At 43.0% G+C, this 15,598-nt stretch carries 11 protein-coding genes, 2 tRNA genes and 3 rRNA genes; 2 read left to right on the forward strand and 14 right to left on the reverse strand.

Features of this window, described 5'->3' with window-relative positions:
- Positions 1-83 precede the first annotated feature (83 nt).
- The 14 genes from AC5JP1_RS06715 to AC5JP1_RS06780 all read right to left on the reverse strand — a co-directional run bounded on the left by AC5JP1_RS06715 (position 84) and on the right by AC5JP1_RS06780 (position 13,394).
- Positions 84-743 carry a DUF938 domain-containing protein gene (locus AC5JP1_RS06715; RefSeq protein WP_493843597.1) on the reverse strand — a complete coding sequence of 220 codons (660 nt, stop codon included), beginning with the start codon at positions 741-743 and terminating at the stop codon, positions 84-86.
- A 98-nt stretch (positions 744-841) separates the two neighbouring features.
- Entirely contained in the window at positions 842-1,306 is a 465-nt protein-coding gene (locus AC5JP1_RS06720; protein WP_493843598.1) for a flavodoxin family protein, read from the reverse strand.
- Between the two features lies 1 nt (position 1,307).
- Positions 1,308-1,721: an OsmC family protein gene (locus AC5JP1_RS06725; protein WP_493843599.1), complete on the reverse strand. Its 414-nt coding sequence runs from the start codon at positions 1,719-1,721 to the stop codon at positions 1,308-1,310.
- A gap of 98 nt (positions 1,722-1,819) precedes the next feature.
- A complete protein-coding gene (locus AC5JP1_RS06730) occupies positions 1,820-3,277 on the reverse strand; it encodes a hypothetical protein (protein ID WP_493843600.1) in 1,458 nt (485 codons plus the stop codon).
- A 115-nt stretch (positions 3,278-3,392) separates the two neighbouring features.
- Positions 3,393-4,226: a TIGR02391 family protein gene (locus AC5JP1_RS06735; RefSeq protein WP_493843601.1), complete on the reverse strand. Its 834-nt coding sequence runs from the start codon at positions 4,224-4,226 to the stop codon at positions 3,393-3,395.
- Positions 4,227-4,283: 57 nt separating this feature from the next.
- Entirely contained in the window at positions 4,284-4,664 is a 381-nt protein-coding gene (locus tag AC5JP1_RS06740; RefSeq protein WP_493843602.1) for a DoxX-like family protein, read from the reverse strand.
- Positions 4,651-5,091 carry a thiol-disulfide oxidoreductase DCC family protein gene (locus AC5JP1_RS06745; protein WP_493843603.1) on the reverse strand — a complete coding sequence of 147 codons (441 nt, stop codon included), beginning with the start codon at positions 5,089-5,091 and terminating at the stop codon, positions 4,651-4,653. The genes AC5JP1_RS06740 and AC5JP1_RS06745 overlap by 14 nt, the downstream gene beginning before the upstream one ends.
- Before the next feature lie 445 nt (positions 5,092-5,536).
- Positions 5,537-5,650: ribosomal RNA gene (rrf, locus tag AC5JP1_RS06750) — 5S ribosomal RNA — on the reverse strand.
- A gap of 142 nt (positions 5,651-5,792) precedes the next feature.
- A 23S ribosomal RNA gene (locus AC5JP1_RS06755) occupies positions 5,793-8,648 on the reverse strand.
- A 338-nt stretch (positions 8,649-8,986) separates the two neighbouring features.
- Positions 8,987-9,062: transfer RNA gene (locus tag AC5JP1_RS06760), tRNA-Ala, on the reverse strand.
- A 10-nt stretch (positions 9,063-9,072) separates the two neighbouring features.
- Positions 9,073-9,149, reverse strand: a tRNA-Ile gene (locus tag AC5JP1_RS06765).
- Between the two features lie 73 nt (positions 9,150-9,222).
- Positions 9,223-10,761 (reverse strand): 16S ribosomal RNA (locus AC5JP1_RS06770).
- The 16S, 23S and 5S rRNA genes sit together here with 2 tRNA genes alongside, the layout of an rRNA operon.
- 784 nt (positions 10,762-11,545) lie before the next feature.
- Positions 11,546-12,448, reverse strand: a complete 903-nt coding sequence (pssA, locus tag AC5JP1_RS06775; protein ID WP_443526903.1) for a CDP-diacylglycerol--serine O-phosphatidyltransferase — start codon at positions 12,446-12,448, stop codon at positions 11,546-11,548.
- Between the two features lie 58 nt (positions 12,449-12,506).
- Positions 12,507-13,394, reverse strand: coding sequence for a 23S rRNA (adenine(2030)-N(6))-methyltransferase RlmJ (locus tag AC5JP1_RS06780; protein ID WP_319052029.1), 888 nt, complete (start codon positions 13,392-13,394; stop codon positions 12,507-12,509).
- A gap of 141 nt (positions 13,395-13,535) precedes the next feature.
- Between AC5JP1_RS06780 and AC5JP1_RS06785 the strand changes: the two genes are divergently transcribed.
- Positions 13,536-14,291 carry a 2OG-Fe(II) oxygenase gene (locus AC5JP1_RS06785; protein WP_493843604.1) on the forward strand — a complete coding sequence of 252 codons (756 nt, stop codon included), beginning with the start codon at positions 13,536-13,538 and terminating at the stop codon, positions 14,289-14,291.
- A 61-nt stretch (positions 14,292-14,352) separates the two neighbouring features.
- Complete coding sequence (gene dapE / locus AC5JP1_RS06790; protein WP_493843605.1) at positions 14,353-15,570, forward strand: succinyl-diaminopimelate desuccinylase; 1,218 nt, start codon at positions 14,353-14,355, stop codon at positions 15,568-15,570.
- Positions 15,571-15,598: the final 28 nt, after the last annotated feature.

Genomic DNA, 15,598 nt, shown 5'->3' on the forward strand with positions numbered 1-15,598 from the left:
TATGTAGACGTAAAAAAACACCTCAATTAGGATCTGATAACGATCGATTGAGGTGTTTTTTTGCAGCATCAGTTATTTAGTATTCAATTTTTTTGAAATACCAACAGCTGATTGTTAGCGGGCATCGTATAAGTATTTATAAGTTTCAAGTGATGCGAATTTGCTAAATGGACTACGTCTCCCTTATTCCGAATACCGCTATTAGCGTTGCCTGCTCTTAGCATCGTATCAAATCGTTCGTTGCCTTCACTAGTATATGTACCATGCTCGTTAAATGGACCATATACAATCAGCTTGCCATTAACAGGTAGCGCATCACCAGCCAATGCAAATAAGCGCTCGACTAAAATCCAACTGATAATATGCAAGGTATTGGCAGTGAATATCGCATCATAGGGGCTGTCTGCACGACTGCTGAAAGGTATCGCATCTGTATTCAAATCAAATGCCAATGGCGAATATAAATTAGGTGCTGGGTAAGCGTTGTGCCAAGCGACTATATGGCGATGATTATTACTCACGTCGCTGGTTTGCCATTTTATATTAGGCAAGTTAGGCGCAAAGTAAACGCTATGTTGCCCTGTCCCAGAGCCAATTTCTAGCACATGGTTGCAACATTGTAGCTCTGTTTGCAGCACTTGTAGAATAGGCTGCTTATTGTTTTCACACGCTTGAGAAAACGGCAAGGCAGTAATATCTACTTTGTTATTGAGATGATCACTTTCCGTATTATCGTTATGCATTGCTATCCTCCCAGACCGTTTGTTGTTCTAAGCGTTGATAGCAGTAGATTAACAAGCACTGTCTAATACTGCCCTAGTGACTACCAAACAACTCATAACTAGTAAATACCTGCCTCTACCCCAGCAGCAAGCGTCATAGCAAGCTCTTCTACTTGCTCAGCAAAGCTGTCCTGCCACTCGCCTTGTAATATCAGCGCCTCTTGGATCCATGACCAACGTAGCCCTGTCGTAATTGTTTTCATGGCAAGCTTGGTACCCGTACCATCATGCCCTGCCCGTATATATACCGCAAACGGCATACCCTGCTTCTCTTCTAACACTGGATAGTAGCAGCGATCAAAAAAGTCTTTGGTCAGCCCTGCCATATATGCTAGATTTTCAGTTGTACCTAGCAGTAATGCATCCGCTGCCAATACATCTTCAGGCTGCGTGTCCTGCGGTGATTTCAAAATGACAGTGATATCTATATCAGCATGATTGGCACCTTCATAAGCTGCCTGCGCCAATTTCTGAGTATTGGGCGATGGTGCATGAGCAACGATAAGTAGAGTCTTAGTAGACATATCAGGCGTCCACGCCATTATTGAACACTAAGTTCTGAGTAATGGCAGGATCTAAGCTATTGCTTACCGGACAGGTCAACGCGGTCTTATAAAAACGTTTTAAGGTACTTTCATCCAATGCCTTTGAGAAGTTGACCACAATATGTATCTCACTTACCCGCCTTGGTTTGGCAGCCATGACTTTGGTAACTTCTGCGGTCGTACCTGAAATATCGATATTCATCGCTTCGGCTTTGATACCAATAATCGTTAAAATACAGCTGGCCAAACTGGTCGCTAGCAAGTCAGTCGGAGAAAACGCTGCGCCCTTACCGTGGTTGTCCGTCGGTGCATCGGTAATGATTTGATTATTCGACTGCAAGTGGATGGCGGTGGTGCGCAAATCGCCTTGATAGATTACTTTTGATGTGGTCATGGGAGTTCTCTTTGGTGGTTGTTGTTATGTATTTAAATATATTACTCAATGATAAAATATCAATAAAACCAAAGCTAAGGCATAGAATTTACAGTTGCTTAAAGACTTCCTCCACCGAGCAGTAGCTCTGAATCAATTAGTTTTGAATCTTGATATTTAGGGTTTTCAAGTAAGATTTTAAGCACGAATCTGAGATACTCTACAGCAAGGATATGAGTTGTAGTTTCTTTGTCATCCTCAAGCTTAATAATTCGCTTTTTATCTAGTTTTTTGCTTCCATGTACAATCGCTGAACGATAAGCATAAATACTTTTTACATCTTTGAAAGCTTGCTCTGGAGATTTTTTAAAATAATCATCTAAATTTACCAAAGCTCCTATTCTCATCGCTAACTTATGAGTCATTTCTTGATTTCCGTCATCCGAAAGCAATGCTTCAAGTGCAATAGTTGCATCTAGCACAGCATCTTCTTCACTATCTCGGACAAGACATTGATTTAATCTCTTTACTGATAAATCTATTGAGTTTTTTTCCGAATCCATTAATAAGCTATAAATTTTACTAATCTTTTCCATTTGACTATTTTTAACTATAGGAACGGTATCAATTCTCCAATAGTAATCTTCAAAATTCGCTGGGTAAGCGCGCGTAGTAGCACCAACAGCATAAGGTAAGTCTGCCTTACAATGGCCAATCCAAGACTTAGCTAGAGAAAAGATCTGAGCGTATCCTGTGCTTACATTTTCAACTAGCCGTATTGAAGCAAAGAACTTATTAATGCGGTCAGTTGGATATGCTCTTATATTATGTAAAGTATTAAAATTCATCGTACAATCGCTATTTTCTACTTGCCATCCCTTCAGGACTAATGCATGAGTTGCGGAAGAAAGTACAGATTTATGAACACTAACGTTGTTCGATATTATATTGCATCTAGCTAAATGTTCTTTTTCTAATAATCGTCTAACCTCAATCGCTTCAGACAAAATATACGATTCAAAATCAAAGTTGACAAATAGAATTGGGATTACTATGTCAACTGGTAGCGTATCTAAAAAGACGAAATTTTGTATTTCTTCGATAATACTGTTAACTTTATCTTCATAGTAATCAAAACTATCGTATACATGTATATATCTCTCAATACCACTTAATACAGTATTAAAAATAAATGTATCTATAATTTTTTCAAATTCATCATCATTTTTATCTAAGAATTCTCGCATTATAAGTCTCTTTTTAAGATACTTATTATATTTTACAAATTCTAAAAAGTTAGTAAAAGAATTAATATCTGATGCAATAATATCTCCCTCTTTAGATCCAAAACAACCTCTATACTCTTTAACTCCTTGAAAATTTGAAGATGAAAGATTAGGCAAACCGTTTTCTCTAAATGAAATTGAAGGCCACTCATAGTATTTACCGATGTATTTTTTTGAAGATACTCTATCGGAAATTTTGGATAGACCATCCTTTATAGCAGCCCTCAAGAGTAAACCAAACTCCTCTCTATTATTTTCTATTTTTTTAAAGATATTGTCTTCTAATTCCATTTTTGTAACCTTAAGATAAAAATAAAAATTTTAAATATATCAATATCATTTCTGAGTTTTATACCCGTAAACCATCAGACCTAGTCTAAAAATTTTGCATCTGTTAGATAAGTTTTTATTCCTCTTGCGTGTATCTCACAACCGCCTTACTCTCTAAAACAAACAACTGATTAATCAACATAAACTCTCGAATATCATCGCCTAGATCATGACGGGGTTCTTGATGTGCTCGATTGTTGCGATAAGCCATAAAAACATTAGAAAATAAAGAAGCCCTTCCTATAGATTCACCTGAATCTAAATCTCCCCAATGCAAAATTGAATCATTAACTTGAAAAGCTTTTTTAAGTAACCTAGTACTACTTTCATTATGTAAGCCTGTACGGTCTCTAACGATAGATTCTAGCTTTCGGTATGCACCCATAATTGCATTGTCTGGATTCTTATCAAAATCCAATGCTAGCTCGATCAAGCGTGGGTCAAGCAATGCCATAGGAATAGTAAGCGGAAATTCACTAAAAACACTGCGCTCACGTCCCTTGTGAATATAAGCAGAATCATACCACCTAGAAGGACGCACTGGCTTGATACTATTGATATAATCTAAATCTTTCACGGTTAAACTTGAATTAGAGATACGTTCAAAAATCAATTTTGAAATAATGTACTCATTAATATTATCTGTATAGTTGCGTAATAGGTTTAAGACGAATGCATATCCTTTTGGTGCCTCTCCATTGTAACCAGAGGCAAAACCACCTCTAACGATGACCTGAATATCGTATCTGAGAGTTAGCAGTAGCGCATGTGAATAAGTTTCTTCAACAGTGAGTATTTTCACTTCTCTTATATCTTCACCAGCATGTATAAGCTTTATGACTGCCTCTTTGCATATTTGTGTGACACCGCTGTCGCCTAGATATTGAATACCCGCAAATTTAGCTTTCACTTATTTTCCTTATCTTAATTGCTGAGTACTGCTAAAGACAGCAAAGCAGCGTTTCATTTATGCTTTACCTATAAATAAAATCAGATAGCAAAAAACCAAACCTAGAACATTGGTCGTAACGGGATTAAATGCACCTATCAAATACATTGGACTTGCTACAGCTACAAAGAGTAATAGCAAGAGTAGAATAGCTGCGGCTATATAAACAGGAGTGTTAGACTTATTGAGAAATATAATTGCACAACCCAAGACTATCTCACCAATACCCGCTAATGGTGAGATAGTCTTGGCAGGTACACCAAGACCACTAATCGAGACCAAGTGTACTTCGACTGCACTCAACCATAATATCTTGGGCACCAAGCCGTGATAAATAAATAAAAATCCCAATAGAACTCTGCTAATGAACGAGACATGAGCAAGCTTATCTTTTTGCATTTAAAAAACGTGCCTCATTCTCTGGCGATGGTAGAGCACAGTAGTCATATTTACCAAACAGACGATAACGATTCAATGCGATACGGTCATACATCCAATCTCGTATAGGTATTGGAATAATCCCAAAAACACAAACTATTTTCCATGGATAACCTAATTTTGCCATTATTTGAAAAAAAGCATTACTCTTTTGGAGGGACTGGTTACCTTCTACGTAGAGCATAGTTTCATAAGAGTCGGTAGGTAGCCCGAAATAAAGCAGTATTGCTTGGCCCTCTTCTGATTGCACACTACACAATTTGAAGATCTGCTTACTATCATACTTAAGGATAAAATTACTCCATACGTTACATAGCTTACAAACGCCATCGAAAAGAATGACTTTATCTGAGACACCAACATTGGGAGGGAGTTTATCAGTACTCATATTTTACTCTTTTAAATAACCACTTATTGTTGAGTAAATTTAACACTAATATGGATAAGCAACAATCTAAATGTAAAAGTAGATTGTGGTCTGATGAGTCTTAATAATAGATAGCCAAAATTAGGCAAAAAACAAGTATAAGAATAAAAACATGCAATAACATGGGACATGGATAGAGAAAGTAACTAGGTAGAGATAACTAATGAGGTTGACTAAAGTAGAAACAAAACTATAGACAAAGAAAAGCCCCCTTCGCTAACGCGGAGGGGGCTTTTACTTTAGAATAGAGAGCTGACGATGACCTGAGCGCCGTTAAAGCAAAGCATTGCTTTGCCAGGCAGCGCAAGAGAAAACGCTTTAAATAGCGTTTTCTGCGTAGGTCACTAGGAATAAAAGATAAAAAAAAGAGCCACCCAATTAAGGATGACTCTTTTTAAGTATAAGGAGCTGACGATGACCTACTCTCACATGGGCGAACCACACTACCATTGGCGCAACGATGTTTCACTTCTGAGTTCGGGAAGGGATCAGGTGGGGCCATCGCGCTATTGTCGTCAGCAAAGGGGGTTAGATATGAGTCTGTTTTTAGTGTGACTTTTGATAAGTATCACGTAACCTAACTGAATCAAGGTTAAAGGTGATATCGAAATGTTCTGTCTGTGACAGATAATTAGACTTGGTACAAACCACTTGGGTGTTGTATGGTCAAGCCAAACGAGCAATTAGTACAGGTTAGCTACACACATCGCTGTGCTTCCACACCCTGCCTATCAACGTCCTAGTCTTGAACGGCTCTTTAGGGAAATCTAATCTTGAGGTGGGCTTCCCGCTTAGATGCTTTCAGCGGTTATCCCATCCGAACGTAGCTACCGGGCAATGCCATTGGCATGACAACCCGAACACCAGTGGTTCGTCCACTCTGGTCCTCTCGTACTAGGAGCAGATCCTCTCAAATTTCCAACGCCCACGGTAGATAGGGACCGAACTGTCTCACGACGTTCTAAACCCAGCTCGCGTACCTCTTTAAATGGCGAACAGCCATACCCTTAGGACCTGCTTCAGCCCTAGGATGAGATGAGCCGACATCGAGGTGCCAAACACCGCCGTCGATATGAACTCTTGGGCGGTATCAGCCTGTTATCCCCAGAGTACCTTTTATCCGTTGAGCGATGGCCCTTCCATACAGAACCACCGGATCACTAAGACCTACTTTCGTACCTGCTCGACTTGTGGGTCTCGCAGTTAAGCGCGCTTTTGCCTTTATACTCTACGACCGATTTCCGACCGGTCTGAGCGCACCTTCGTACTCCTCCGTTACTCTTTAGGAGGAGACCGCCCCAGTCAAACTACCCACCATACATTGTCCTCGGTATTGTTATACCTGAGTTAGAACCCCAACATGACCAGGGTGGTATTTCAAGATTGGCTCCACCAAGACTAGCGTCTCGGCTTCAAAGCCTCCCACCTATCCTGCACAAGTCAGGTCAAAGTTCAATGTAAAGCTGTAGTAAAGGTTCACGGGGTCTTTCCGTCTAGCCGCGGGTACACAGCATCTTCACTGCGATTTCGATTTCACTGAGTCTCTGCTGGAGACAGCGCTGCCATCATTATGTCATTCGTGCAGGTCGGAACTTACCCGACAAGGAATTTCGCTACCTTAGGACCGTTATAGTTACGGCCGCCGTTTACTGGGGCTTCGATCAAGAGCTTCGCTTACGCTAACCCCATCAATTAACCTTCCAGCACCGGGCAGACATCACACCCTATACGTCCACTTTCGTGTTTGCAGAGTGCTGTGTTTTTAATAAACAGTTGCAGCAGCCTGGTATCTGCGACTGCCAGCAGCTCAAGGAGCAAGTCCTATCACCACCAACAGCGTACCTTCTCCCGAAGTTACGGTACCATTTTGCCTAGTTCCTTCAGCAGAGTTCTCTCAAGCGCCTTGGTATTCTCTACCTGATCACCTGTGTCGGTTTAGGGTACGATTCGTTTATAACTATTGCTTAGAAGCTTTTCCTGGAAGCATGGTATTTGCCACTTCGCTGTACAAGTACAGCTTGCTATCAGATCTCGGTATAAAATAGCCCGGATTTACCTAAGCTATAAACCTACATCCTTTCACCTGGACAACCAACGCCAGGCTGACATAACCTTCTCCGTCCCTCCATCGCATTATAAACAAGTATCGGAATATTAACCGATTTCCCATCGACTACGCCTTTCGGCCTCGCCTTAGGGGTCGACTCACCCAGCCCCGATTAACGTTGGACTGGAACCCTTGATCTTCCGGCGTGCGAGCTTTTCACTCGCATTATCGTTACTCACGTCAGCATTCGCTCTTGTGATACCTCCAGCATGCTTTACAACACACCTTCACAGGCTTACACAACGCTCCCCTACCACTTGAAAACAAATTCAAATCCGCAGCTTCGGCTCCTAGTTTGAGCCCCGTTACATCTTCCGCGCGGGCCGACTCGACTAGTGAGCTATTACGCTTTCTTTAAAGGATGGCTGCTTCTAAGCCAACCTCCTAGCTGTCTATGCCTTCCCACCTCGTTTCCCACTTAACTAGGAATTTGGGGCCTTAGCTGGCGGTCTGGGTTGTTTCCCTCTCCACAATGGACGTTAGCACCCACTGTGTGTCTCCCGGATATCACTCATCGGTATTCGGAGTTTGCATCGGTTTGGTAAGTCGGTATGACCCCCTAGCCGAAACAGTGCTCTACCCCCAATGGTGTTCGTCCGAGGCGCTACCTAAATAGCTTTCGGGGAGAACCAGCTATCACCGAGTTTGATTAGCCTTTCACCCCTATCCACAAGTCATCCCCTGGCTTTTCAACGACAGTGGGTTCGGTCCTCCGGTGCCTGTTACGGCACTTTCAACCTGCTCATGGATAGATCACTCGGTTTCGGGTCTATACCCTGCAACTAGACGCCCTATTAAGACTCGGTTTCCCTACGGCTCCCCTAAACGGTTAACCTTGCTACAGAATATAAGTCGCTGACCCATTATACAAAAGGTACGCGGTCACCTAACAAGTAGGCTCCCACTGCTTGTACGCACACGGTTTCAGGTTCTATTTCACTCCCCTCACAGGGGTTCTTTTCGCCTTTCCCTCACGGTACTGGTTCACTATCGGTCAGTCAGGAGTATTTAGCCTTGGAGGATGGTCCCCCCATCTTCAAACAGGATTTCTCGTGCCCCGCTCTACTTAATATGTTAATGCTAATGTTTCGAATACAGGACTATCACCTACTACGGTCAGCTTTCCCACGCTGTTCTTCTACATTAGTACTAATCGGCTTCTCCCCGTTCGCTCGCCGCTACTAGGGGAATCTCAATTGATGTCTATTCCTAAGGGTACTGAGATGTTTCACTTCCCCTCGTTCGCTTCCTAATAAATTAGGATACCTACCTTATGGTAAGTGGGTTTCCCCATTCAGAAATCTCCGGATCACAGGATATTGCCGCCTCCCCGAAGCTTATCGCAGGCTGTCACGTCTTTCATCGCCTCTGACTGCCAAGGCATCCACCATGTGCGCTTCATTACTTGACCATACAACCCCAAGTAGTCTTTCGACTCCAAAGTGTCATACAATCTAATTATGATAACGATATCACCTATGTTTATACGCTTGATTCAGTTCTCTTTACTTTTTTAATAACTCACCCCTGGGATAACAACTGATGTCGTTAAGAGGTGAGTTATTAAGGTTAAGAAGTGCGCGTGAACACGCTCTTCCTAACCCAGACTCATATCTATGTTTTTAAATAGTCTCTATGCTCTCGTCGAGTCACAGATTCTGTATAAAACAGAAAGAAGTAATCTTAATAAATCACTTGTTTCTGTTTGATACCTATTTTTATTTAGCACTCTAAGCTTAACTAAAGTAGTGGTGGAGCCAAACGGAGTCGAACCGTTGACCTCCTGCGTGCAAGGCAGGCGCTCTACCAACTGAGCTATGGCCCCATTATATAAATGGTGGGTCTAAGTGGACTCGAACCACTGACCCCCGCGTTATCAACACGGTGCTCTAACCAGCTGAGCTACAGACCCTAATACGTCCTAAAACGTAAGCTTAAACTAAAGAACAACTTGTTGTGAATTCTTGCTGACCGAATGCCATCTATAAGGAGGTGATCCAGCCGCAGGTTCCCCTACGGCTACCTTGTTACGACTTCACCCCAGTCATCAACCACACCGTGGTGAACGCTCCCCCGAAGGTTAAGCTATCCACTTCTGGTGCAATCAACTCCCATGGTGTGACGGGCGGTGTGTACAAGGCCCGGGAACGTATTCACCGCGGCATTCTGATCCGCGATTACTAGCGATTCCTACTTCATGGAGTCGAGTTGCAGACTCCAATCTGGACTACGATAGGCTTTTTGAGATTCGCATCACATCGCTGTGTAGCTGCCCTCTGTACCTACCATTGTAGCACGTGTGTAGCCCTGGTCGTAAGGGCCATGATGACTTGACGTCGTCCCCGCCTTCCTCCAGTTTGTCACTGGCAGTATCCTTAGAGTTCCCGGCTTAACCCGCTGGTAACTAAGGACAAGGGTTGCGCTCGTTGCGGGACTTAACCCAACATCTCACGACACGAGCTGACGACAGCCATGCAGCACCTGTATTCTAATTCCCGAAGGCACTCCCGCATCTCTGCAGGATTCTAGATATGTCAAGACCAGGTAAGGTTCTTCGCGTTGCATCGAATTAAACCACATGCTCCACCGCTTGTGCGGGCCCCCGTCAATTCATTTGAGTTTTAACCTTGCGGCCGTACTCCCCAGGCGGTCTACTTATTGCGTTAGCTGCGTCACTAAGTCCTCAAGGGACCCAACGACTAGTAGACATCGTTTACGGCGTGGACTACCAGGGTATCTAATCCTGTTTGCTACCCACGCTTTCGAGCCTCAGTGTCAGTATGATGCCAGGAAGCTGCCTTCGCCATCGGTATTCCTTCAGATCTCTACGCATTTCACCGCTACACCTGAAATTCTACTTCCCTCTCACCTACTCTAGCCTAACAGTTTCAGATGCAGTTCCCAGGTTAAGCCCGGGGATTTCACATCTGACTTATCAAGCCACCTACGCTCGCTTTACGCCCAGTAATTCCGATTAACGCTTGCACCCTCTGTATTACCGCGGCTGCTGGCACAGAGTTAGCCGGTGCTTATTCTGCAGCTAATGTCATCGTCTCCGGGTATTAACCGAAGAGTCTTCTTCACTGCTTAAAGTGCTTTACAACCAAAAGGCCTTCTTCACACACGCGGCATGGCTGGATCAGGGTTTCCCCCATTGTCCAATATTCCCCACTGCTGCCTCCCGTAGGAGTCCGGGCCGTGTCTCAGTCCCGGTGTGGCTGATCATCCTCTCAGACCAGCTACAGATCGTCGCCATGGTAGGCCTTTACCCCACCATCTAGCTAATCCGACTTAGGCTCATCTAATAGCGAGAGCAACAAGTTGCCCCCTTTCTCCCGTAGGACGTATGCGGTATTAATACGAGTTTCCCCGTGCTATCCCCCACTACTAGGTAGATTCCTAAGTATTACTCACCCGTCCGCCGCTCGACGCCTGATAGCAAGCTATCATCGTTTCCGCTCGACTTGCATGTGTTAAGCCTGCCGCCAGCGTTCAATCTGAGCCATGATCAAACTCTTCAGTTTAATCTTGCTATGAAGCTCTTTAAAGAAGCTTCTAAACTTGGCTCATCTAATCTGGCAAAATCGCTAAAAATTATGTTCGTAATGAATTAACTTTGAGTTTTTCTGCTGTCTTAAATGATAATTTTTATAGTTAATAATCTTTCCGAAAAGAAAAGATAGTCAACTTTATTTTTTAGCATTCTGAATCAGCAAAAATCCACACAAGTTGTTCTTTAGTTATGCTTTTAAATAGTCTCAATCACTGTCGTCCAGTCATCGATATATAGGGTATTTCTTTTGCTATACAGCTTTTCCGTCTCCGGTTAAGCTATCTAGCGAGCCGACTATCTTATCATAATGATTTGATTTGTCAAGACTTTTTATAATTTGTTTCACCAGGTTAACTGCGTTATTAATATGTAAACTACATATTAGCTGCCGCTAGTCCGTCCGATGAGGGCGTATTATAGACGCTTTATTTATTTAGTCAAGAAGTATTTTCTATTTAATTCAAACAATCTACATCGTTCAAATCAGTAAACCACTTCCCTTTCGACTGGGTGGCATTATACGCACATCTATTGAGAACGCAAGGAAAGTCTATAAATAATCTTTGTTGCTTTCTATAAGCAGGATTTTACCCACCTAACTTGTTTCTATGGCTATAGAGCTCACTAAGTAAGCTTTTATATCTACAGACTAGGCCTTTTCATCGCAATAAATTTTCTAATCCATTATATAGAGCGCATAAAAAAGGCACTTACCTGACGGTAAGTACCTTTTGATATATACATTAGAAATACTGTTAGCCTTTTACTTTTGTCTTAATCGTAGTAACGATGCCTGATAGCGCATATATGATACCAATAGCTAAGATACCAACTGGAATATCATAAAGTACGATACTCATAACAAGTACACCAATGATAAGAACAACAAAAGGCACTTTCTTTTTATCAAATTCCTTAAAGCTATAATATTTGACATTACTGACCATGAGCAAACCGCAAGTCACTACCCATGCTGCAAACAAGAACATGACAGCGGTATCATACTGTCCAATCCACTCGTTATGATCGACTGCCACCATAACAGCAGAGGTTACTAAGATAGCTGCAAGTGGACTTGCCAATCCGACAAAATATTTTTTGTCCACAGCGCCAATCTGCACATTGAATCGCGCCAAACGAAAGGCACCGCAAGCGGTAAACACAAAAGCACAGCCGAGACCAATGCGTCCCAATGGTTGTAGCGCAAAACTATAGATCAAAATAGCAGGTGCCACACCAAACGCTAGCATATCGGCTAATGAGTCATATTGTTCACCAAATGGGCTTTGCGCATTTAGCATACGAGCAACGCGACCATCTGCCCCGTCTAAAATAGCAGATAAGAAGATCGCTAAAGAAGCCTTGTAAAACTCGCCTTGGGTACTCGCTAAAATCGAGTAAAAACCTGATAACAGTGACAAAGTTGTAATCAAGTTGGGCGCTAAATAGACACCGCGACTAACGACCCGCTTACCTTCAGCCACTTCAGCTTCAACGACTTCAAAGGTCAAGCCATCATAGTTATCGTTGTTTGCTAAGCGTATATTAAAATCATGCTCATCAACAAACGGTGGCTGAGTGGCTGCATTATCTTGTAATAAACCATCATTCACTGTCTCATTATGGGATTGGCCAGTAGGTGGTTGCACATTTGTCATCTTAATATCCTTATTGGCCGCTACTGCTATTCACTGACACCGTTATTTGCTGACGCTTTTATTCGCCAACGAGCCAGCGCACATTGGTCGCGCTATCAGGTGTCAAGTCTGGCGCGTCCTCTACTTTTAGTACTGGCTGCAAGAAACGTAATATCTCACGTGCATGGTTATCAAACTGCCATGGTGGATTGATAACCAGCAGACCGGTACCATTCAGACCAACCGCCACATCATTAGGATAAATATTTAGCTCACAAACCAGCTGACGTCTCATTTCAGTACGTTTGAGCTTTTTATAAAAAAGCTCTACGGCTTCGATGTTTTTGATTGGGAACCAAAGCGCATAAGTGCCTTGTGGCCATTTGTTATAAGCCGCAACCAATAAATCGATGAGGCGCGTAAAATCTTTGTGCTCCTGCTCATAAGGCGGATCAAGGAAAATCAAACCGCGCTTTTCTTTTGGTGGAATAACAGCGGTGATACCTTCAAAAGCATCACGATGCTGGATACCAATTGGCAGCTTATGTAGCTGATAGTTCAACGCATCGTATTCAGTCGCTTTGGCTTCAAACGCCTCAGCACGCACGCCAGCATCAGGCTTTTTAGCCGCGCTTTTTTCGACGTGATGGGCTACCCACCATGGCGAACCAGGGTAGACTTTATTATCATATGTGAATTTGGCTTGTTTGATGCCTTCCATATAATCTTTGACAGCAGCTGGTGCTTTTTCAGTATCTGCTTTCAAAAAAGCTTGAATACCGCCTTTAGCCTCACCTGTCTTACGTGATTCTTCACTACTCAGTGAATACAGTCCACGGCCGCCATAAGCGTCAAGCACATAAAACGGTTTGTTTTTCTGCCCCAGTTGGTTAAGCAGTTGTACCAATAAAATGTGTTTAACCACATCAGCAAAGTTACCAGCGTGGTAGGCGTGTTTATAGTTCATAATCTCAAAAGTTTAAATAAGAAAAATTGCATCTATGGTAGCATAGGCAGAGTAAAAGATAATGTGGTTTTAGTAAGCACTTTCAATAAAAATGCATTGAATGCCGGTATATTGACAGCTGATTGATAATAATGAGATGAAATGACACAGATTATTAGCAACTTGAGCACGACAGCACTGGTCGTTGATCATCCGATAGGTCAAGACAATCCACCATTACTGCTGCCAGACACTCATAATGATAGCCAAGAAATTCCTACTCAGCACGTATTGCAAATGTCTGACTTTGCGGTGGACTGGGAACAAAAGCTAACGGACCAAAAACTTGATACCTTTGTCGCTGATGGCTGGCTGATCATTGATGAGGTTTTTGATAGTACCGCATTGCTCGCGCTACAAGCAGAAAGCGGTTTTATTGACTATCGTGATGCAGAGCTGACCGCTGGCGTTCGCATCAGTGATATTCGCGGTGATAGAATACGCTGGATTACCGAAAACTTCTTTGCAGGCTATTACTATCTACAAAGCATCAATGCGCTGGCTTCATTATTTAATCGTAGCTTGTTCGCGGGTATTCGCCATAGTGAAGCGCATTATGCGTGCTATCCGACTGGCTTCGGTTATCAATGGCATAGTGACAATCCTGCTGGACGCGATGAACGAGTGATCTCGGCAGTGTTTTATCTTAATGATGATTGGGAAACCACCGATGGTGGCGCCCTAGAAGTCGTGGATAAATATGGTGTTCACCATGAAGTGATGCCAGTTGCCAATAGACTCATTATCTTTGACAGTGATTTACGTCACCAAGTACAAACTGCCTATCGCCAACGCTACTCTATTGCCACTTGGATGCGCCGTGATGGCCTTGTCCCGTTTGTCGAAGTAGAAGTTTAACAACTCCCCTTCTTTACTCATTTATATTTAATATTTTACTTATTATACAAAAGGCTTATTCATGTCTGACTCTCACAACCAAACAAGCACGTCTCAACACACGACTCACCAGCAAGCAACCTTAGATTTGAGTATTGCGCTGTTAGAGCGCCCTTCAGTGACACCAGACGATGATGGTTGCCAAGATATATTGTCAGAGCGTTTGGAGCAAGCAGGCTTTGATTGCGAGTTTATGTACTATGGTGATAGACAAGCAAAGGGCGAGCATGCTGAAGTCAAAAACTTGTGGGCGCGCCGTGGTACGACTGATCCCGTGATTTGTTTTGCTGGTCATACAGACGTGGTACCAACGGGTGATGAAGAAAACTGGACATACCCTCCGTTTACCCCAACCATTGCTGATGGATATCTATGGGCACGTGGCGCAGCCGATATGAAAACGGGCATTGCCGCTTTTACTATCGCCGCCGAGCGCTTCGTTGCCAATCATCCTGAGCACAATGGCTCTATTGCTTTTTTAATCACCTCAGATGAAGAAGGGCCGTCAATCAATGGCACGGTTAAAGTGATAGAGACTTTAGAAGCGCGGCAAGAAAAAATCACCTACTGTCTCGTTGGTGAGCCATCAAGTACCGATACGTTAGGCGATATCATCAAGAACGGTCGTCGTGGTTCATTGGGTGCAGAGCTTACGATCACAGGTAAGCAAGGTCACGTTGCTTATCCACATCTGGCATCTAATCCGATTCATGCGGCGATGTCTGCCCTTGCGGAGCTGACGTCGACTGCATGGGACAATGGCAATGACTACTTCCCAGCCACGTCATTGCAAATATCAAACATCAACGGCGGCACAGGTGCAACCAATGTCATCCCTGAAACGTTAGACATTGTCTTTAACTTCCGTTTTTCAACTGAAACCACTGAAGATGAACTAAAGGCAAAAACGCATGCTATTTTTGACAAATATTTTGCTGATAGCAAGGCAAACTACGATATTCATTGGAAATTATCTGGTCAGCCGTTTTTGACTCCTGAAGGAAAACTGGTCTCAGCTTGCCAAAACGCCATCAAAAAAGTCACCGATGTCGATACCACGCTATCAACTTCTGGCGGTACATCTGATGGTCGCTTCATCGCGCCAACAGGGGCACAAGTCGTCGAGCTTGGTGTCCGTAATGCGACGATTCATCAAGTTGATGAAAAGGTAGAAGTCGATGATTTGGGTAAACTTGCACAGATTTATGAGGGTATTTTAGAAAATTTACTGTTAGATTAATTACTGAGATTCAAAGTAAAAAAGCGCC

Source organism: Psychrobacter sp. H29, assembly GCF_059073055.1.